Genomic DNA, 19,557 nt, shown 5'->3' with positions numbered 1-19,557 from the left:
CGCCATCGCAACGAAGGTATCGGGCATACCGGTGAGATGACTATGACGACGATGACGCGAATGGCGGCAATGGCGTGAGCATGGCTCGCGTCCAGCATGCATATGCGGGTGCGCACGCTTGGAATACCATGCATTGGAATACCACGCTTGAAGTACACAGATGCACAGGAAGGAAACGGCAGCCGAATGAGTGATGTCGAGGGTCTGCAATCCGTTCAGGAGCACGGCGACGATGGGCAGCATACGCACGATGATGCCTTCGCGCAGGAGCCGCGCAACGATGCTGATGCGCAGCACGACGCGGACGACCATCCCCGCGTGAATGGTGCTGTAGACGCTGCCGTGGACGGCAGCGAGGGCGGCCCCGAGAACAGCGGCGAGCAGGACGGGCACGGCAGCGACAACACGAAAAAAGGCAACGGCGTATCCGTGCCTGCTGGAGCGACGCGCTTCTCGTCGTGGACATACGCTGTGCTCTTCCTGCTCTTCAGCATCGTCGGTGTCGGCATGATGCAATGGGGAGTATCCGTGTCCGCCAATGGTTCCGCGCTGCCCGAGCCGCTGGCCGGCCTATGGGATTTCATCGTGAATATGTGGACGCAGCAGCGCTACGTCTTCGTCCTGAATCTGGCGCTGCTGGCTTTGATATATCTGGCTGTCCTGTTTCTGATCAACCATTTCTGGGTTGCTACGCCGGTCGTGATGACGGCATGGATGATTTTCTCGCTTGTCGAGCGCTTCAAGGTGCAGTCGCGCTATGAGGCCCTGCTGCCCACCGACTTTGACTTCCTGAATTCCAATGCCGGCGATATCGCCACCTTCCTGCCCTCCGGCTCAACAGGCATGATCATCAACGTCACGATCGGCATGCTCGTCTTCATTGCGCTGTGCGTGCTGGCCAATCATTTCGACTTGCGCAAGGGCAGGATCATCGAGCATCGCGGCAGCGGGAAGGCGGTTGTCGCAGCGCGGATCGTGGGTGTTCTGGTGCCCGGACTCGTCGTGGCGATGTTCGTTTCCGCAGTCGGCACGGTCGGCAGCTGGGCGAACTCCTTGGCTGAGGGCATGGGCGATATTCCTTCGATGTGGGATTCGGTCTATGACTCCCAGCGCAACGGCACGCTGCTTGCCTTCTCCCGGCAGCTCAATCCTAAAATCATGGACGAGCCGGCGGGGTACAGCGAGGCCACGATGCAAGGTGTGCTCAAACGCTATGAGGCGCAGGCGAAGACGATTAACGCCACGCGCACTGCGAATCTCACCGACAGCAGCGTGGTCTTCGTCCTATCCGAATCCTTCTCCGATCCGCTGCGCGTGCCGGGCTTGAATCTCAATGAGGATCCCATGCCCTTCATCCGCTCCCTCAAGGACACGACCACGAGCGGGCTCATGCTGTCCTCCGGCTACGGCGGCGGCACGGCGAATCTCGAGTTCCAGGCGCTTACGGGCTTAAGCATGGCCAACTTCGATTCCTCGCTCACCAGCCCGTATCAGCAGCTGATTCCCAAGCTGCAATGGACCCCGTCCGTCAACCAGCTATGGGACGGCGGCAAGGACTCCGTCGCCTTCCATCCATACGAGGCATCGATGTACTCACGGTCCACGAACTACCAGAAATTCGGATTCCCGCATTTCTACACGCGCAGCGGGCCGGAATTCATCAAGAACTCCAAGCCGATCGACACAAGCCCCTACGCAGGCGACAACGCGGCCTACTCGGATGTCACCGACTGGATGCAGAACGCGCCAGGCAACCGTTTCGTGCAGCTGGTCACCATGCAGAACCATATGCCGTACAGCAACTGGTACAACAACAATCAGTTCGTCGCGACACCTGGGCAGGGCGCGCCCGCGTTGGGCAGCGATGAAACCATGGCGATACAGACCTACGCCAAGGGCATGAGCCTCACGGATGCCTCCACAAGCGACTTCCTTTCGTCGCTGGACAGTGAGAACCGGCCCATCACGGTCATGTTCTACGGCGACCATCTGCCGGGCATCTACACGACGGCGGGGGCCAACTCCGCCAATTCCATAGCGTTGCATGAGACCGACTACTTCATCTGGTCGAATCAGGCCTCGGCCTCGTCCGGCACCAAGCTCAACGACAGCGCGTACTCCTCGCCGAACTTCTTCATGGCCCAGACCGCCGAGCATATGAACGCCAAGGTTTCGCCGTACATCGCCTTCCTGACGCTCCTGCATGGCAAGATCAGCGCTATGGAGCCTCCTGTGGTCAACAAGATCCAAGGCTGGTCGCGCATTCCCGCCGGGCAGACCATTTATCTGGATGCGCAAGGCAATCCCATGGACGCGCGCAGCTTCGACGCACCCACCAAGCAGATGCTCAACGACTACAAGCTCATCCAATACGACATCACCGCAGGCAAGCACTATCTGGAAAACACCGATTTCATGACCCTGCCCGGGGTGAAGAACGCAGCTGCCATTGCTGGCAGCGATGCCAAGAGCTCGGCATCGAACACAGCCGCCTCGGCTTCCGTGCCGTCGGCGGCATCCGCACTCACCTCGCTGGATATCGTCAATGGTTCGGCGACAGCAGCGGCCCACCAGCGCGAAGGTCAGGTGTCTCGCTCGGGGCGCTAACGAAGGGGTAATGGCACGAAACGGACGCTGAGCACTCGTCAGTGGTCTTTTCACGCCAATAGTCCCTCCGTTAGCTGCAAAACGGGTGTTAGCGGCGACTTGCCGCCATACGGCAACTGGTGCTAGCGGTAGAAGTAGCCGTTGGAGGTCTCATGTGCGGCATGAATGGACTGAGTCTTGAGAATAAGTCCGTTGTAGCCATGCGAAGCGGTGCCGATGCGGCCTCGGGCGAGTGTGCCGGTCACCTTCACCCAGGCATTGCCTTTTGGCATTGCCGCGGACGGCGACGCGGTGTCTGACGTTGAGGCGCTAATCGCGGAAGTTCTGTTCGCCGAAGTGCCGGTCGCCGAAGTATCCACGACGAAGCCGAAGGGCGTCATATCAAGCACGCAGCAGGTCATGAGCATGCGCGAAAGCGAGAACTGCGACGAATTCACCGACGAATCGCGTGTGACGGAGCCTTCGACGATGATGGTGTAGCCGAGGTACTGGTCGGCGTGGCGGTCGATGCGATCGAACCATGAACCGAAATCGTCATTGCGTATCGTAATGGTCTTCGTCGCGGCGTTCAGCCCCGGCAGCTTGGCCGATTGCGAGGAATTGATGGCGATGGCGCGATTCGTGCCCGTAGTTGCGGAGCTGGCGGAGTCGATTGGCAGCGACAGCAGCAAGGTCGGCAGCACTGCCACGACCAGAATTCGGATCAGCGAAGCCTTGGTGCAGTTGAAAACGCCGAACCAGGCTGCCAGTGCAAGTATCAGCAGCACGATTGCGGCGAATACGAGGTATGGCACGGTGCGCGGCGTCACGAAGGAGATATAGCGTCCGGACGCCACGAATGCCGCGATGGCTACGGCGAATGCGAACAAGGCCAATCCTTCGATGCGGTCGATGGCGTTGGGCTGGGCGTGCTGATGCCGCGTGGCGCCATTCACGGGTGACGCTGCCACTTTCGTCGCCGTCATTAGCGAACCACTCCTGCAAACAGCATGGTCGCCACGAAAACGACTACGGCCGCCGTTACAGCGAGGCGTACGACGAAGCGCTGGGAGAACATCGACGAGAGCATGAGCACGTTCTTGACGTCCATAATCGGGCCGAGTACGAGGAAACCGAGCAGCGCAGGCATCGGGAACACGGTGGAGAATCCGCGCGCGATCACCGCGTCCGAAGTCGAGCACAGCGAGCTGAGGAATGCCAGGCCCATCATGAGCAGGATGGAGAGCATCATGCCGTGGCTGGTGAGCCATGCGGGCGGGTTTGCGCCCCACAGCACGCGGATGGATGAGGCGAGGACGATGCCGACGAGCATGTAGGGCACGACGCGAAAGAGATCGTCATGCGCGTGCCGCAGCATGGCGACGATACGTGCCATAACTCTGGTGTCCGTGCCGGTGTTGGTCGCTGTGCCGGTGTCGATCGCTGTGCGGTCGGCTGCGCAATCATCTGTGCAATCGGGGGAGCGGCGGCTATTGCCGTGCATGCCGGCGCTATCAATTCCTGAACGCAGGATGTCGGCGCGGGGAGGAAACAGTGCGAAGCTCATGCCAATCACCAACGACACCAGTATGCCTAGGCCGACGCGCTCGAAGGTTAGCACAGGCCGGTCAGGGAAGGCGAACCAGGTGGACCAGATTACGACAGGGTTGATGATTGGTGCCGCGCACAGAAACACTACGGCGCTGGGCAGTGGAATGCCTTTGCGCACCATGCGGGCGAACACCGGCACCGTCGCGCAATCGCACACCGGCATGGCGAATCCGGCGGCCAGCGACACGGCCATGCCTGCGCCAAGGGATTTCGGGAAGCGGCGTTCGATGAAATCGCGCGTCAGAAAGGCGGCTATCGCGCCGGAGACGAGCACGCCGATGAGCAGGAACGGGAAGGCCTGGGCCAGCAGCCCCACGATGCCCCTGAGAATCGCGGTGAGTGGGAAGCCCGTGGCATCGATAAGCGGCGAAGCCGTGATGACGGCGGCCGTCAACAGGGCCGCGACCAGGAAGCCCTGGAAGGTGAGCTGATGTCTTGCGCGAATCACAGGGACATTGTAGGCCATGACGCAGAAAGACCGCCGGTTTATGCTGCATGCGCAGTTCTCGCTGAGCCGAACTTCGCATGGCAGCGTCATCAGCGACACAATGGAGGGAAGCGATGGCGTCGAACGCGCCCGATGGCACGCCTGCCCTACACGATAAGGCACTGGCGCACAACGAAAGGACTGTGACATGAGCACGCAACGAGTGAAGGTAGGCGATAGCGATCTCGAGGTCTTCCCGCTGGTTCTGGGCGGCAACACCTTCGGGTGGACGAGCGACGAAACCGCCAGCAGGGAGGTTCTGGATGACTATGTGGCGGCCGGAGGCAATTTCATCGACACCGCCGATGTGTATTCGGCATGGGTCGAGGGCAATGCCGGCGGCGAGTCCGAGACGATTCTGGGGCGCTGGTTGGCGGTGCGTGGCAATCGCGACAAGGTGGTCGTAGCCACTAAGGTCAGTCAGCACCCGCAGTATTCCGGGCTTTCGGCGGCAAATATCGCGGCGGCCGCCGATGCGTCGCTGCTGCGTTTGGGCACGGACTACATCGATTTGTATTACGCGCATTTCGACGATGAAAGCACGCCGCTCGAAGAGACCGTCGAAGCCTTCGACAAGCTGGTGCGGTCGGGCAAGGTTCGCGCGATCGGCCTGTCGAACTACACGGCCGCCCGCATCGAGAAATGGTTCCGCATCGCCCGCGAGGGCGGCTACACGCTGCCGGTCGCGCTTGAGCCCCATTACAATCTGGTGGTCCGCATCAACTACGAGACCAATCTGCTGCCGGTAGCCCGCCGCGAGAATCTTGCGGTATTCCCGTATTATTCGCTGGCTTCGGGCTTCCTGACCGGCAAATACCGCTCGTCCGCCGACGCCGAGGGCAGGGCTCGCCAAGGCGATGTCGCGCCGTATCTCAACGACAAGGGCTACGCGCTGATCGACGTGCTGGACGCCATAGCCAAGGCGCATCGCGTCTCCATCGCCACCGTGTCGCTCGCGTGGCTGCTCCGGCGCCCGCAGGTGGTCGCCCCGATTTCCTCGGCCCGCACCACTGAGCAGCTTCCGGCATTGATCGCCGCGACCAGGCTGAGCCTAGGCGACGAGGACATGAACGCCCTAGACACCGCCTCGGCCCCGCTGATGCGGTAAGTCTGGTGGTTCGCGCGGTGCATCTGCGTTATGTGAGGCGTTAACCTGGCCTTGCGGAGATCTATCTGCGTTACGTGAGGTGTTAAATCTGCAGCACCCCAAGTATTGCTGGCTGAAAATGGCGGCTTTGGAATGCTTGGTACTCGACGCTCCGCGAAATAGCACCTCACGTAACGCAGATAGACCTCCGCAGCCTTCTCATAGCGCCTCACATAACGCAGATACACGGATTTAGGCGCGGCTGCGAACCGATGCATGCTGCACGAGGGGTGGCAGGTCCATTAGGTTCGGCAGTGCATAGGTCGGCTGAATACCCGGCAACGGCTGCAGACCATCGCGGTTAATCCAGATTGACTGCCACCCCAAGGCATGGCAGGGAACGATATCCCACCAAAAGCCTTTGGCGACATGCAGATGTCGTTTGCCCTGCAAATCCAGCTTTTTCTGCGTATATCGGAAGAACTCTGGTGCAGGCTTGTAGCAGCGTGTCTGCTCAGGAAGAATGACCTCCTGAAAGACATTGTCCAGCGCCTGCAGGTTGTGTTTCATGATACTGCGCGACGAATTGGACATCAGCACGAGTTCGTGGCCTGATTCCTGCAATTGCCGAAGAACCGGCTTGACTTCGGAGAAAGCCTGAAGACTGCAGAATGCCTCCAGAACTAAGGAATAGTGACTCGCAAACAGCGATTCGCTACGCAACTCCATATCCATATAGCCCAAAGCTGTTTTGATGAGCTGTTCGTAGGGGATGACCGCATCCGCATACATCAGCCGGTCCTCCCAGCTGCTAAACAGGTCGACAGCCAGCGTCGAATCGATGCCATTGTCCTGCGCCGTCGTCGCGATAAGCGCCCTGACTGGTGACGTATCCAGCAATGTCCCATAGCAATCAAAGGTAATGATCAAGCCGTCACATCCTTCGCAATCTGAGTAATTTGAGTGATCTGAACCATACGAGATCCACTGTCGTTCTTGCACTTGATAGTATCGCGCGCTTGTTCCCTGCGTTATGCAGGCTGGTGAAACTCTTTATGGAGTGCTGCCCGACCTGTCGCTAGTCGTCTTCATCGTTGGAAGCCATTGTTCATCGGTTTTCAGGGTATGCCTGTGGATTTCACCATGATTAGCGTATGGGAATAGCATGTGTCTTGGCGCTGCACGCATGGCACTGTGTAATCGGCAGTTTCCGCCATCGGCATCCTGTCAGTGACTTTTGGATGCAGGCAGTGACTTGTGCCGGTGGCGGGGCGCTGGCCGGGCCTCGAATATGGATCGTGACAATATTTACGACGCATATACGGGGCGATCGGCATGCGATGGGGCGGATTCGGTTCGGATGGATTGTGCGATTCGAACGGATTGTGTGGTTCGGATGGATCGTGCAGTTGGGGCGGATTGTGCAATTTGGGCAGGTTGCGAGGCCGCAATCACGCACGCAGTCAATGTACGTGCGGCCGATGCGATTGCTCTGTGCAAAGCCGCGGCGCAGACAATCACAACGTTCGCGGCTGCGCCGGCTGTGATCGCGTTGGCTGCGACTGCGGCTGCAATGCACGCGACCATCGCGAAAAACTTCACTGCGGAAGAAATTGCCGTGGAATATCTCGTCATCAAGTCAATTGCTACTGGCGAAGGAGGAACCGCGAAGTGATGCTTGCGGCGCTGGCGCTGCTGCTGTGTGGAACTATGGGCATCGTGCTGCTGCCACCGGGGTCGACGCCTGACGTTTGGGCGCATGTGTATCGCGTAGATGCCATCGTGAACGGGGATATGCTCGCCCGCCCGGTTCATGCGGCATCGGATGAGCAGCCCGACGCGGCGCACAACGTAGGCGGTCGGGTCGATGACGATATGGTGCGTTTTTCGCTGGCCCATAAGGGCAGCTACGTGTGCGGCCTGGTCGCGCCGGATTCCATCGCGGTCGATGATGGGCGAACGGCCGAGGTCCCGTTCGATAACACGGCCGTGTATCCGCCATCTGCGTATCTGCCTCAGTTGACGGCCTTCGCGTTAGGCAAGGTGTTGTCGCTCAACGCTTCGCAGCGCTTCTACTTGGCCGAGGCATTCATGCTCGCCACGTATGTGGCGTTGGCGTGCGCGGGGCTGATGCTGCTGCCTTGCCGCCGACTCCCGGCTATCGCGGTTGCAATGCTGATGACGGTTCCCGCTTCCTTTGCAATCTCTGCCGATTCGCAGCTCGATGCGCTGGCGCTGATGTTCGCATGCCTGCTATACCGCTGCATGCAGCGACGACCCAGTGCGACGCTTTGCCTCGCGCTGTCAGTCACGGCGGGTCTGCTGGCACTGGCGAAACTGTCGTATGCGCCGTTTGCACTGATGCCTGTTGTCGCTGTTGCACGGCATCAGCATCTGCCGGCACGGCAGCGGCTGATTACACTTGTGGGCTGCGCCGTTTCGATTGCTCTGCTGCTGGCGTGGATGCTTGTCGGGACGGGCTACGCGACGAATCCCTCGCGTGTTTCGGACGCGCAGATCGCAGTACGTAAGCGCATGACGTTGATGAACCCGTGGCCGCTTATCCGCCGCATCATCGGCAGCATCGTGCGTTTGCAAGGCTGGACGTGGTGGGAAAGTCCGCTGCTGCTCCTGTTCTGGTTGCTGATGGCTGCTGCAATCGCGTCCGCGCTATTGGCGTGGAGACGCCGAGGAACGCGTCAATCCGTGGTATGGCTGCTGCTTCGGCTGCTTATGGCGGCCTGCGTCATGCTGATCTATGCCTCGGTGTGGCTGGAATTCACCACGGAGCAGGAAAGTGGGGTGGGCGGTATCAATAGCCGGTATTTCCTGCCCTTGGTACCGCTGCTGGTGCTGCAGCTTGCGGATTGCCTATCAGCGCCGATCGAAAACCGTCGGGCCGTGACGGGTCAGCAGTACGGCAAGTTCGGTACGGTTGCGTACCCCGAGCCTGTCGAAAATGGCACTGAGATGGTTCTTCACCGTTCCGCGTGCCAGGAACAGCGCATTCGCGATTTCCGCGTTGGTCCGCCCTTGCGCCGCCAGCGCGACGATGCGCCTGTCCATGTCGGTCATTTCCATGTCTGCCAGCGTTGAGAAAGCATGCTCGGCATCGGAATGTTCATCGGAGAAACGCGCGGCTGAATGCTCGGGGGAGTCTCTATTCGGACGCATGCCGGATTCCTCGCCGAAGGTCTCGTCTGGCCCCGCAGCGAAGACTGTTTTTGTATATGGCTGATTGGTGGAATCTCCATCGAAATGCCGGGCTGTGCTGCCATTGCGCGGCGTGCCCGCCATGCGCATCAGCCGACGCGCCTCGGAGTCGCCCAGAACCGATCTGCCGTGCGCGGCATCGCGAATCGCTTCGGCGAGTTCTTCCGCTGACACGTCCTTTAGCAAATGCCCGGCAGCCCTGGCCTGCAGCGCTTCGAGCAGATTGTCGTCCTCGTCAAACGCGGTGAGCAGAATGCACGCGATGTTCGGATGATCGCGACGCAGTGCGGCGATGAATTGCGGGCCGCTCATCACAGGCATGCGCGCGTCCACCAGTGCTACGTCTATTTCGTCAAGCTCGGGCAGGCGCAATGCCTCGGTGCCGCTTCCAGCCTGCGCCACGACGTCGATGCCATGCGTGCGAGCCAGAATCGCGGCCAGTCCTGAGCGCACGATGACCTGGTCGTCCACGATGAGCACGCGGATTGCATCGGTGCCGTGTGCAGGAACGGCATCACCGTCATTCAGCATGCCTCCTACATGCGCATCTTCCACATGACTGTCGTAATGCGAAGACGCCATGATGTCATCTGCGCCCATCGGTCGCGTCCTTTCCATCATTCGACTCGCCGCCCGACTCAAACCTTCGTGGCACTGCAAGCGTGACCATGCCGCCTCCCAGCTGGGTGAAATCGGTCACGCTCAGTTCGCCGTCGCATGCGCGTGTCCGTTCGCGCAAAGTGCGCAGCCCGAAACCATGATTGATGTCGGCCTCGTCCAATCCAACGCCATCATCATGCACGGCGAGCGCCCAACGACGCGGCTCCACACGTATCTCGAACAAGAGCCGGGTTGCGCGGGCGTGCCGCACCGCGTTCGAAGCCAATTCCTGCAATCCGCGATACAGGAGCGCCTTGTCTGCGAGGCTCAGAGCATCCAGCGACCCAACAAGCCGCAACTCGCCGACTAGCCCGGCCGACTGGAAGGAATCCACGAAACGTGCCACGGACGCGTCAGATATGATGCCTTCCGCGCCCGCAGGACTGGACGCTCGGGCGAGTCGGCGCACCTGCTGCTGGGCCGCGACCGTGAGCTGGTCGATATCGATGAGGCGGGACGCCACATCGCTTGGCGCATTGTCGGCAAGTGCTTGGGCCGCGGCGAGTGCGTGGAAATGGATCGAAGCCAGCTGCTGGCCTATGGAATCATGCATGTCCTCGGCCATACGCACATGCTCACGGGTGATGGTAAGCGATTCGATTGTGCGCAGGTCGGCTGCCAGCTGATCCGCCTGCTGCTGGATGATGCCACGAGAGCGACCGTAGAGCATCAGCGCTGCGCCAGCGAAGCCCATCGGCAGCACGTCCAAAGGCCGGGCAAACCAACCGAACGAGGAAAGCACGACGCAGAACCCGAAGCCGCACACGAACAGCGACCATCCCAACCGCGCCGAATCCAGCCCGGCGACCGCAGCAGCCGTCGCATACAGCAGCAGCTGCCCGCCAAGGCCGCCGAACGGCACCACCGACATCGCCACCAGAAACAGCCCTATGTCGCAAATCCGCCATGCGAGCGCCTGCTTCGTCCGTGCCGTGATGAGCAGCAGCGCAGCGCACGCCGCGATTTGCACGAGTAAAAGCCACAGCCATCGCCCATACTGCGACCCGCCGAACGCGCATAGCGCCGCGATGGCCTCGATGGCGATAAGAGTTCGGTCTGCGCGGGGTGGAGCGAAAGCCGCGGAAGCTGCAGGAGCCGTTGAAGCTGCCTGAGCCGTTGCAGAATATGCGGGAGTCCTAGAAGCTGCAGGAGCCGCTGGATTCCCGCTCGCAAGATTCCCGTTCGCATAAGGAACTGACGTATTCTCCAAAGCCTTCGCCCGCCTTCCGCAGTGAATATGTGTTTATAGTAGGCACAGCGCCTAACGTGGGGTGTGATATCGTGCCCACAGAGCCTTTGAGCGGCGATGTTCGTAGTTCACTGTCCGCGGCTGTCCAATCTGGGTATCCGACATCCTTATGAAATCCTCTTATAAAATCTATTAAGCACATTTTGGGAAATATACGTTCGAATGCGGTAGAACGGCTGTGTAGTGGGCCGCAGAAACGGCGGTATTCTGCGAAAATGCTTTAGTCGGATTTACTGTCTACTTCGGCAAGTGCCTAATAGACGAAAAAAGTGCTGAATAGATGACTTATGGGAGACTGAGCGAGACACACGGGAGCAAATTGCGCAAGACAGGGCGACTTGCGCAGCGCAGGCATGGTATTTGCGTGATGATCGCGGCGTCAGCGTGGCATAAGCGTTTATTAAGCACTTTTTTCATCTATTAAGCACCTACCGAAAGTATGCACGCATCACGTCCTGAGCAAGATTGTTGCAATTCCGCCAATCTGAGCGACGTCGCAATGACTTCGAAGGGCTCATACAAGTGGTCTTGCGGAGGAAAGTGCTTAATAGATTTTGCTCAGAGGCGGGCACGGCGCATGACATCGAATAAGCAGCACGAGATAGGCTCTGTTGCCAGCGGCAAAATGCGAATCTCAAACGTAGAGGCGGCTGTGGCAGCGGTAGCCGTGGTTGTATGGCGCGTCGACCAGAGTCAGCTCGCAGAAGGAGGAGACGTCCGAGTCCATCAGCGCCTCGATGAGCGCGCCTTGATCGTCGAAGTAGCGGTCCAGGTGGCGGGACCGGATCACCTGCTCCTTGTCGTGCGCGTCCATGAACAGGTGGTCGTAGGGGATGCCCGCATTGCCCAGCGCGGCCTGCGTGTCGCTCAGGGCGGACTGGCGGCGCGCGGTGATGATGTCGACCTCACAGCCCTGCCCCTTGTATGCCTTGGCTAGTGACACTGTGCGCTGCAGAGGCTTGCTGTGCAGGTTCACATCGCTTTTGATACGGGAGAAGATGTCGTATTCCTCCTGCCTGCTCAGCCCGAAGTTGTCGGCGAACGAGTAGGCGGTCATCGTGGAGAAGGTCACGTGCCTGCCCGTGATTTCGCCGAAGCGCTGCAGAATCAGGCCGACGGAGAACAGCGTGCCGTCGATATCGAAACCATAGCGCGGCATATGCGATGATTCATGCATGACCGGACCCCCTCGCAAGTTCAATGTCGTATCGCAAGACACGGGCGACTTTCACAGTAGTCACTCGCCTCTCAATTATAAAGAGGGATGGGAACGCCTCTGCGCTCTGAGCGGTGGTTCCTCCATTGCGTGGCGTTTCCTTGGTCTGAACATGAACGAGATAGAGTAGCGCCTGTGGGTATGACTGGATTGTGTCTGCTACGGAGAACCGTTTGGATGCCGGATGTTTGCGATAGTTTGCGATAGGACGATGATGAGTATGGCGGTGCGCATTCCTGCTGACAAGGATGATAATTTGCGAAATTCGAGTCTATGGCATGCCTGGACTGCAGAAACCGCAATCGTCAGCTGCTTCGTCGCATGATGGCTAACAAGACGTCGTTGCGTGCGTGGCTACATACGCCGCGCGGCGCGACCGGGGCTTCGGCGCTACTGGTGCTGTGCGCTCGGCCGGGGTGCAGGTGTCGTCATCGCTGTCGACCAGCCTGTTCGGCGCGTACGGGCCGATTGCAGTTAGCAGCCTGCGCATGGGGATCGCGGCCATCATACTACTGGCGGCGGTGCGACCGAGCCTGCGCGGCCGCGACTGGCGACAATGGGCGTCCATCGCGTTATACGGGGCGGCAATGGCGGCCATGAACATCACCCTGTACTTGGCGCTCAGCCGTATACCGCTCGGCATCGCGGTGACCTTGGAGTTCCTGGGCCCGTGCGCGGTCGCGCTGGCCTCGTCACGCCACTGGCGCGAGGCCGGCTGCGCGCTGCTGGCGCTCGCCGGCGTGGCGCTGATCTCACTAGGGCCCGGCGGCTACTTCGACCCGCTTGGCTACCTGTTCGCCCTGCTGGATGCCGCATGCTTCGGCCTGTACACGATTCTCGCCGCGAAAGTCGGCAAAAGCGGCAACGGCATTGACGGACTGGCCCTATCAGTGACAGTCGGCGCGCTCCTGACCCTGCCAGTCAGCGTTATCCACGCGCCGCACATCGCCGGACCGCACTGGGGCCTGCTGGCATCTCCGCACTGCTCGGCGTGGTGATTCCCTACGGGGTGGACACGATCGCAGGGCGACTAACCTCAGCGCGAGTCGTCGGCACCCTATTCGCCATCGACCCGGCAATGGGCGCGCTCATCGGCATGTTGCTGCTCGGCCAGTCCATCAGCCCGTCCGCGCTCGCAGGAGTCCTCATCGTCTCCGCTTCCGGCGCACTACTCGTCTGGGCGGCTGGACGGCAAAGCGCGACTACAGGCTGAAGGTATGGGCCGTAGCGCTGGTAGCCCGAACTATGCCAAAGACAACCAATCCTGTGGCAAAGACGGTCAGCAGCATCTCGCCAACGGTGACGGCGCATCGGAACTCCGTGGTTTGGGTCGCCGACCATGAGCCGTCGGCAAGCTGCCCGGCAAAGAGGATTGCGAGCACAGTGCCGCTCACGGCGGTGCCGACCGCTGCTGCGATTTCTCCGGCAGTATCGACCAGAGCAGCTCCGATTGTGGTGCGGTCGGCAGGCATGCCGCGCATGACATTGGTTCCCACAACGACTCCGACAACGCGCATTCCAGCGGCCACCAGCACGAGCGCAGCGGCAATCCAGCCGTATCCATACCGTCCGAGCAGCGAGTACATGCCCAGCCCGGCAACCACGGCGGATGAGCTGAGCCATGCCGCTTTGCTCAATCCCAGCTTGCCTACGAGCACATCGATGATCGCACCTCCGGCGATCAGGACGATTACCTGCGGCAGCATGCCGAGCGCTGCTTGCGCGGGAGACCAGCCCCAATCGAGCTGCAGTTGCAAGGTGACGAAATATCCCATTCCTGCCACGGCAAGATTGGATGCGGCTTTGAACGCGAGTCCGCTTGACACCAGCGGCTTCGCGACGATTCGCAGATTCAGCAGCGGATGAGAGAACGAGCGCTCGCGCAGCAGGAATGCAGCCGTGAAGAACAGCGCCGCTATCAGCGCAATCCAAGCCATTGCTGACCTTGCACCAGCCTGAACAAAGAGCGTCGGGGCGGTCAACGCGGTTGCAATGGCTGCCGTGCCCAACACTGCGCCCCAGGCATCTATCGGTTCGTGATGGAGTTCGCCAGGCGAGTCGGCAGGGATACCGGTACGAATGGCGATGAACGCGATGGCGGCTATGGGAACGTTGACGAGCAGCAGCGCCTGCCACGGCGCGAAGGCAAGCACGAAGCCGCCTGCAATCGGACCGACCGCGAGACCGACCAGACCCACGGTGGACACCACGGTCATGGCCCGGACGCGCAGTCTGTCGTCAGCGAAAAGCCGAAAGACGAGCGCGTTCGAGCCCGGCGTCGTCATGGCCGCCGCCACGCCCATCGCGGCGCGAACCGCAATGAGCTGCGCAGTCGTCGTGACGAATGCAGTTGCGAAGGAAGTCGTTCCCAGCAGCACGAGCCCGATCAGCATGACTTTGCGCCGGCCTGCGCGGTCGGCCAGTGCACCGAACACGAGCATCAGTGTGCCGAAAACGATGGAATATGTGCCGGTGACCCACTGCAAAGCCGCAGCCGAAGAGTTCAGTTCCCGACTGATGGTCGGCAATGCGACGTTGAGAACCGAGTTGTCCAGCATCTCGAACAGGAACACGGCTGACAGACCGAGCAAAGCGACCCATGCGTCGCGTAAGTTCTGAGGCGGCCTTGCTCCAATTGGTGTCGGACGATGGCGAATGAAACGGGAATTCATCTCTTGCACTCCTTCTAGGCGAAGAAGTGGCGAACCGTCCGGCCCGCGTATACTCGCGCGTTCAAGAAGAAAGATGAATCTGTCTTCAAGACGTTACGCGTTTTTACCTCGATGAGGGCTATCTAATACCCATCGGTTGACAAGGAATCTGGCCCGTTAAATGTGGAGCAGCGATTCGAGACGCGATGATTTACGATGCGAACAAACTTAATCGAACATTTGTTCGTATGTTTGTTTTGCTCAGTCGAACAGGCTTTGTCCTTGATGCCAGTTGGATGCTGGTTCGATGAGTTGTGGGCCGTCGCCGTGCAGCGGGGCGACCTCGTGGAAGGCGAGGCGTTGGGAGAGTTTGCCTCCGGCGTCGTTCGCAGCGGCGAGCAGCGATGCGATAGCGTCATTTTCTGTGGTAGGCAATGAGAGTGTGTCGGGGTTTGCGCCTGTGTCGTCATCGGTGGCACGCGGTGCGAACCAAGCATCAAGCATGTCGTCGGGAAGCAGGACGGGCATGCGGTTGTGGACGCTGGCCAGCGCTCCGACTGCATCGCGGGTGAGGATCGTGGCGGTCAAGCGCCACGGGGAATGCGCGTTCGCGCGCCACCAGGAGTACAGGCCTGCCATGAAAAGTGGCGCGTCGTCGGGGAAATGGAAGTAGAACGGATGTTCGCCTTTGAATTCGTAGTAGCCGCTGGCCGGTATGACCGCGCGCATCGAGGCGGCCGAAGGCGCGTAGGTCGGCTTGCTTGCTGCGGTTTCGATGCGCGCGTTGTAGGTCGGGTAGCGCAAATCGATGGTCTGCGATGATCGTGGAATCAGCGACCAGTAGGCCGCACGCAGGTGGCGGCGTCCGTGCGAGTCGCCGGCGACAATGGCAATATCGGTTTTGGGCGTGGCATGGAAGGTGGGCGAGGGGAGTGCCGCTGTGGAATGATGAATGGTGCTGTCAGCGTCGACGTCCTTATTATCAATGGCAGAGACGCCAGTGACGTCGAAATGCGCGGCAACGTTGTCCCAGTCGAGGTCGGCGGCGAAGGCTTGGCACATGACGATTCACCTTCCTTGCACGGTACGGCACAACGTGATGCAGTGCAGTGCATCACAGGACACCGCAGCTATCCATATTCCTGCGCGATGTGGGCCTGCATTTCGCACATATGCAGACGGATTGCGTAGTCTTTTGTACGCCGACTCGTGGCTACTGTACGTAATGATACGTTTCTAGGCCAATTTGCGTCGTCTTTTGAACGGTAGAGATTCGCTAGCGTACAAAAGGCTACGCATGGCACCGCTCATGGCATGGATAGGCCTCACGGATAAACCTTACATAGCAAAAGCCCCGTGAGCTTCATGTGCTTCACGGGGCCTTCCGCCATCTGTTCTGCTATCTGCTATCAATCATTCGCTAGAGAAGGGTCTCAAAGTGAATCGCCATCAACCGGCCGCAGAACAGCAGACCAATCAGTCCTTCGAAATCGTGGTGCCGGCCTTGGCGCCAGCGGAGAGATCCTGGATCTCGGTGATTTCGAGCACGGGGACGCACGCGGGCTTCTTGGTGCCTTCCTCTTCGGCGACCTTGACGCGGGCCTCGTAGATGTCGTCATCGGTGTGCAGGGTCACGATGCCGCGGAAGCGGTAGCCCTTCTTTTCGGCGAAGTTCACCGAGGCGATGACCAGCTTGCTGCCATCCTTGAGGTTCTGGAAATGCTGGCCGGCGGTGCGCTCATGGTAGGCGAGGTGATTGTCGTCGAGCACGAACATCGACATCTTCGGGCCGAGATCAGGCTCGCCGTCCTTGCTGACGGTGGCGATCCAGCACAGGTTGTTGGCGAGGAAATCCTTGATCTCAGGGGTCAGAGTAGCCATAATAAGCTTCCTTTCGGCTTAGGTTTTATCGTCACCCAGCATACCGCCGCATGCTTTGAACCGGCAAGGACGTTCGCCGCAAAAGGACGCAAAAGTAAGGAGAATAACACTTGCGCCCGGTCGGTTCGGTCGGTCGGCGCGCTCGGTCAGTTCGGTCGGTATGCGCCCAACCGGCACGTACTCGGTCAGCACGCTCGTAGTCTCAGCGCCTCGGCGCCCTAGCCAGCATGCCAGGGCTTAAGCACGCTTGCCGGGATTTTCGAGGCATCGAAGCGATAATGCCCCGTGACCTGCATGTGCTTGCGGAACGCAAGATAGTCGTTCTCGCGATCATGCTGGCCCATATTGTGCAATACCAGCGGCACGCCCTGCCCGTCGCGCAGGTCCGAGATGATGCCGATGTGCTTGACGTTCTCGAAGATGACGATGTCGCCCTGCTGCCACGCGTCATGGTCGGCGATGTCGGTGGTCAGATGCTGTCCGTACTTCGAGAAGAAAACGTCCAGTACTCCGGTGCGTCGAAAGTCGATGTTCGGATCAGGGCGTGTGATGGCGTTCCCGTATGACGTTGGGTCTGCGGCGATATCCGCGTCGACCATGTTCTTGAGATCGTAGCCGGCGTTCTTGAAGGCCCGCCACACCACATCGGTGCAGGCGCCGCGGTTGTCGGGCGGGTAGCCGCCTTGGTAATAGCTTGCATCGTAAACGGGGCGCGCCTTGGCATCCATCCGGGCACCTTGGAGGATATCGCTGTAATCGTCGATGCCGTCATGGTCATAGTCGACGCTGCTATGCAGCACCGAGGCCGGTGCAACGGCGTGAATACCGCCGGTGACAGACTCTTCCGGCAAGGAATCGTGCCGCAGCCGTGGAATCAGCACGGCGATTGCGCCGAAGGCAACGGCTACGCACAGCAGCAGGGCCAGCGCAATGGTCAGCATCGTGCGTCGCCGAGTCCGTCGGCCAGTACGTCGCTGCGGCCGGCGTTGCTGAGAACCGTCTGTTCCGTTTGTTCCGCACTCGCCATTGGATGCCGGTGCCTCGCCCTGTGCCATATGCGTCCTCCCTGACGGTTGTGCAGCGTGTGGTTCCCAAGAGTATCTGTGGGGCGTGCCAAGAGGGGCGTGCCAAAGAGGGTGTGCCAAAAGTGGCGTGCGCGAGTTGTGCCCACGATGTAAGGATTCGGCAGTTTTCACTCAACGCGGAGGATATGCACAGCGGCAGATATTACCCTCGTAAAGCGTGAGAAATTTTTTCAAGGGCATATCATTCACCCAAATCGGAGCGGGTGCGCTGGCAGCGGTGACGTCATTCCTGCTGTCGGCCAAAATCGGTGTCGCCGGATCGGTCATCGGCGTCGCCGTCGGCTCAGTAGTGGCGACGGTGGCTTCGCAGATTTATCAGAACGTATTCAAGGCTTCATCCGAGAAGATTCAGAACGTCATACCGTTTAACGGATCGGATGCAGATCAGGAGCATAGCCAGAGTGTCGGGCAATCAGCTGAGTCTGACTCCACTATGGTGATTGGCGCGGAGCGGCCGGACGGCGCGCATGCCGATGGCGAAGTCGGTCAAACCACCACCCTGCCTGTTCAGGAAGGTGGGCAGCCGAGGGTTGTCTCCTCTCAAGGTGCGCACGCAGACGCCTCGCATGCAGGAACTGTGCGTGCCGGTGAAGTGGGCACAGCTAAGGAACCAGGGCATGGCGCAGCGCTTTCCGAGGCCGATCAGCACCGTCGGCGCAAGGTCGCCATCATCGTGGCGGTAGTCAGCGCGTTGCTTGCCGTCGGCCTGACTTCGGCCATCATCATGCTGGCGACCAAAGGAAAGGGAACCGATGACTATGTGCGCAACATAGTGAGCAATTCCAGAGTCGTGCGGACTCCGGCACCATCCACGAGCGGGGGAGCTGGGCAGACGCCGAGTCCTTCGCCCAGCAGCAGCGACGGCGCGGCAACCAGCGGCGGGGAATCAGGCCAGCACGGTTCGCAAGGCACCAGCACGCCGACCGCAGGAGCCACGCCGAGCGGCGGCTCCACGGGCGGAAGCGGCTCCTCAAGCAGTTCGGCGTCGCCCGGGTCCGGAAGTTCCTCCGGCACGGGGACACCCGGCTCCGGCTCTTCCACGGGGACACCTAGCTCCGGCACCTCTGGCGGTTCGAATAGCGAATCGAATGGAGGAACGACTAGCGGTTCGACCACCGTAAACGGTACGAGTGGCGGCTCCTCCAACAGTAACGGCAAAGCGAACACTTCGAGTTCCAAGGAATACGGTTCGGCAACAGGCACCAGTGCAAAGGGACTCGGTTCGACCGCATCCGGAGCCGATTCGTCGGTTCAGCCGCAGGAGATCCTTCCGAACTCGGCAAAATAAATATATAGGGTATAGGTAGGCGCATAGAGTTTGCGCTGATTGATTGGATTTGGGCCTGGCATTCGGCAGCACCACGCTGAATGCCAGGCCCAAACCGTATGCCTCGTGAGGCGGTATAGTCAGCCTGCTTGCGCTGGAATGCTACGACTGCTGATCGAGCGGCATACGTCTATTCGACACGCCGGTTTGCGGGAGAGAGCGACCTGTTGTAACCTGTCAAAGGTTCAAAACGAATCACATAAGTGAAATTCGGGGCTATGGCGCAGCTGGTAGCGCATCTCCATGGCATGGAGAGGGTCGGGAGTTCGAATCTCCCTAGCTCCACAAACTACTAGAAACCGCAGAATCTCAACGATTCTGCGGTTTTTTCGTATCTGATAGTTTGGGTTATAGGCCATTTCGTGGTGTTTTAGGTTTGGTTTTTAGCTGGTGTTGTTGGGGTATGGGGTGCTGGCGTGCAGTTCGTTCCAGTCGACGCCGCTGCCCGGGGCTGGCTCGTCGCCGGTATGCCGTTCGCTTTCCCGTTCCTGCTGCGCTTTGGCC

At 60.0% G+C, this 19,557-nt stretch carries 16 protein-coding genes, 1 tRNA gene and 1 pseudogene; 8 read left to right on the top strand and 10 right to left on the bottom strand.

Features of this window, described 5'->3' with window-relative positions; genetic code table 11:
- Positions 1-186: 186 nt before the first annotated feature.
- A complete protein-coding gene (locus DDF78_RS10755; protein WP_162000819.1) occupies positions 187-2,607 on the top strand; it encodes an LTA synthase family protein in 2,421 nt (806 codons plus the stop codon).
- Positions 2,608-2,729: 122 nt separating this feature from the next.
- Here DDF78_RS10755 and DDF78_RS10750 read toward each other — a convergent pair whose 3' ends face one another.
- Positions 2,730-3,572, bottom strand: coding sequence for a TIGR03943 family putative permease subunit (locus DDF78_RS10750; protein WP_152581763.1), 843 nt, complete (start codon positions 3,570-3,572; stop codon positions 2,730-2,732).
- Entirely contained in the window at positions 3,572-4,645 is a 1,074-nt protein-coding gene (locus tag DDF78_RS10745; protein WP_162000820.1) for a permease, read from the bottom strand. Before DDF78_RS10745 ends, DDF78_RS10750 begins: the two co-directional genes overlap by 1 nt.
- Positions 4,646-4,832: 187 nt before the next feature.
- Between DDF78_RS10745 and DDF78_RS10740 the strand changes: the two genes are divergently transcribed.
- Positions 4,833-5,792, top strand: a complete 960-nt coding sequence (locus DDF78_RS10740; RefSeq protein ID WP_152581765.1) for an aldo/keto reductase — start codon at positions 4,833-4,835, stop codon at positions 5,790-5,792.
- A 231-nt stretch (positions 5,793-6,023) separates the two neighbouring features.
- Here DDF78_RS10740 and DDF78_RS10735 read toward each other — a convergent pair whose 3' ends face one another.
- Entirely contained in the window at positions 6,024-6,701 is a 678-nt protein-coding gene (locus DDF78_RS10735; protein ID WP_152581766.1) for an HAD-IA family hydrolase, read from the bottom strand.
- A gap of 466 nt (positions 6,702-7,167) precedes the next feature.
- On the opposite strand from DDF78_RS10735, the gene DDF78_RS11880 reads away from it, so the two are divergent.
- On the top strand, positions 7,168-7,446 hold the full coding sequence (locus tag DDF78_RS11880; protein ID WP_162000821.1) for a hypothetical protein: 279 nt from the start codon (positions 7,168-7,170) through the stop codon (positions 7,444-7,446).
- Positions 7,446-8,609, top strand: a pseudogene (locus DDF78_RS12170) (DUF2142 domain-containing protein); the annotation flags it as partial. The gene DDF78_RS11880 and the pseudogene DDF78_RS12170, both read left to right, overlap by 1 nt.
- Positions 8,610-8,645: 36 nt before the next feature.
- Here DDF78_RS12170 and DDF78_RS10725 read toward each other — a convergent pair.
- From DDF78_RS10725 to DDF78_RS10715, 3 genes are all read right to left on the bottom strand, one after another.
- Positions 8,646-9,584 (bottom strand): response regulator transcription factor, encoded by a 939-nt coding sequence (locus tag DDF78_RS10725; RefSeq protein ID WP_162000823.1) that lies wholly within the window; start codon positions 9,582-9,584, stop codon positions 8,646-8,648.
- Positions 9,571-10,614 (bottom strand): sensor histidine kinase, encoded by a 1,044-nt coding sequence (locus tag DDF78_RS10720; protein WP_152581769.1) that lies wholly within the window; start codon positions 10,612-10,614, stop codon positions 9,571-9,573. The genes DDF78_RS10725 and DDF78_RS10720 overlap by 14 nt, the downstream gene beginning before the upstream one ends.
- 913 nt (positions 10,615-11,527) lie before the next feature.
- A complete protein-coding gene (locus DDF78_RS10715) occupies positions 11,528-12,070 on the bottom strand; it encodes a haloacid dehalogenase (RefSeq protein ID WP_152581770.1) in 543 nt (180 codons plus the stop codon).
- A 389-nt stretch (positions 12,071-12,459) separates the two neighbouring features.
- Between DDF78_RS10715 and DDF78_RS12165 the strand changes: the two genes are divergently transcribed.
- Positions 12,460-13,107, top strand: coding sequence for an EamA family transporter (locus DDF78_RS12165; RefSeq protein ID WP_237564655.1), 648 nt, complete (start codon positions 12,460-12,462; stop codon positions 13,105-13,107).
- The gene (locus DDF78_RS12160; RefSeq protein WP_237564654.1) at positions 13,101-13,322 is read left to right on the top strand and encodes a DMT family transporter; all 222 of its coding nucleotides are present in this window, start codon (positions 13,101-13,103) and stop codon (positions 13,320-13,322) included. Before DDF78_RS12165 ends, DDF78_RS12160 begins: the two co-directional genes overlap by 7 nt.
- Here DDF78_RS12160 and DDF78_RS10705 read toward each other — a convergent pair.
- From DDF78_RS10705 to DDF78_RS10690, 4 genes are all read right to left on the bottom strand, one after another.
- Positions 13,312-14,781 carry an MFS transporter gene (locus tag DDF78_RS10705; RefSeq protein WP_152581771.1) on the bottom strand — a complete coding sequence of 490 codons (1,470 nt, stop codon included), beginning with the start codon at positions 14,779-14,781 and terminating at the stop codon, positions 13,312-13,314. The genes DDF78_RS12160 and DDF78_RS10705 overlap by 11 nt on opposite strands.
- A 240-nt stretch (positions 14,782-15,021) precedes the next feature.
- Complete coding sequence (locus DDF78_RS10700; RefSeq protein ID WP_152581772.1) at positions 15,022-15,822, bottom strand: SOS response-associated peptidase; 801 nt, start codon at positions 15,820-15,822, stop codon at positions 15,022-15,024.
- A gap of 414 nt (positions 15,823-16,236) precedes the next feature.
- Entirely contained in the window at positions 16,237-16,641 is a 405-nt protein-coding gene (locus DDF78_RS10695) for a pyridoxamine 5'-phosphate oxidase family protein (RefSeq protein WP_152581773.1), read from the bottom strand.
- A gap of 218 nt (positions 16,642-16,859) precedes the next feature.
- Entirely contained in the window at positions 16,860-17,696 is an 837-nt protein-coding gene (locus DDF78_RS10690; RefSeq protein ID WP_162000824.1) for a DUF1287 domain-containing protein, read from the bottom strand.
- Positions 17,697-17,883: 187 nt separating this feature from the next.
- On the opposite strand from DDF78_RS10690, the gene DDF78_RS10685 reads away from it, so the two are divergent.
- Positions 17,884-19,014 (top strand): hypothetical protein, encoded by a 1,131-nt coding sequence (locus DDF78_RS10685; protein WP_152581774.1) that lies wholly within the window; start codon positions 17,884-17,886, stop codon positions 19,012-19,014.
- 251 nt (positions 19,015-19,265) lie between these two features.
- A tRNA-Ala gene (locus tag DDF78_RS10680) sits at positions 19,266-19,338 on the top strand.
- The last annotated feature ends 219 nt before the right edge of the window (positions 19,339-19,557 follow it).

The sequence above is a fragment of the Bifidobacterium tibiigranuli genome (assembly GCF_009371885.1).
GTDB lineage: Bacteria > Actinomycetota > Actinomycetes > Actinomycetales > Bifidobacteriaceae > Bifidobacterium > Bifidobacterium tibiigranuli.
This window is presented reverse-complemented; position numbering and strand designations above follow the sequence as displayed.

Bases quoted from the DNA above. Each gene is read 5' to 3' on its own strand.
- DDF78_RS10690 (WP_162000824.1), bottom strand. From the start codon at position 17,696: ATGGCACAGGGCGAGGCACCGGCATCCAATGGCGAGTGCGGAACAAAC.
- DDF78_RS10715 (WP_152581770.1), bottom strand. From the start codon at position 12,070: ATGCATGAATCATCGCATATGCCGCGCTATGGTTTCGATATCGACGGC.
- DDF78_RS10750 (WP_152581763.1), bottom strand. From the start codon at position 3,572: ATGACGGCGACGAAAGTGGCAGCGTCACCCGTGAATGGCGCCACGCGG.
- DDF78_RS10740 (WP_152581765.1), top strand. From the start codon at position 4,833: ATGAGCACGCAACGAGTGAAGGTAGGCGATAGCGATCTCGAGGTCTTC.
- DDF78_RS10755 (WP_162000819.1), top strand. From the start codon at position 187: ATGAGTGATGTCGAGGGTCTGCAATCCGTTCAGGAGCACGGCGACGAT.
- DDF78_RS10705 (WP_152581771.1), bottom strand. From the start codon at position 14,781: ATGAATTCCCGTTTCATTCGCCATCGTCCGACACCAATTGGAGCAAGG.
- DDF78_RS10700 (WP_152581772.1), bottom strand. From the start codon at position 15,822: ATGTGCCAAGCCTTCGCCGCCGACCTCGACTGGGACAACGTTGCCGCG.
- DDF78_RS10695 (WP_152581773.1), bottom strand. From the start codon at position 16,641: ATGGCTACTCTGACCCCTGAGATCAAGGATTTCCTCGCCAACAACCTG.
- DDF78_RS10725 (WP_162000823.1), bottom strand. From the start codon at position 9,584: ATGGGCGCAGATGACATCATGGCGTCTTCGCATTACGACAGTCATGTG.
- DDF78_RS11880 (WP_162000821.1), top strand. From the start codon at position 7,168: ATGGATCGTGCAGTTGGGGCGGATTGTGCAATTTGGGCAGGTTGCGAG.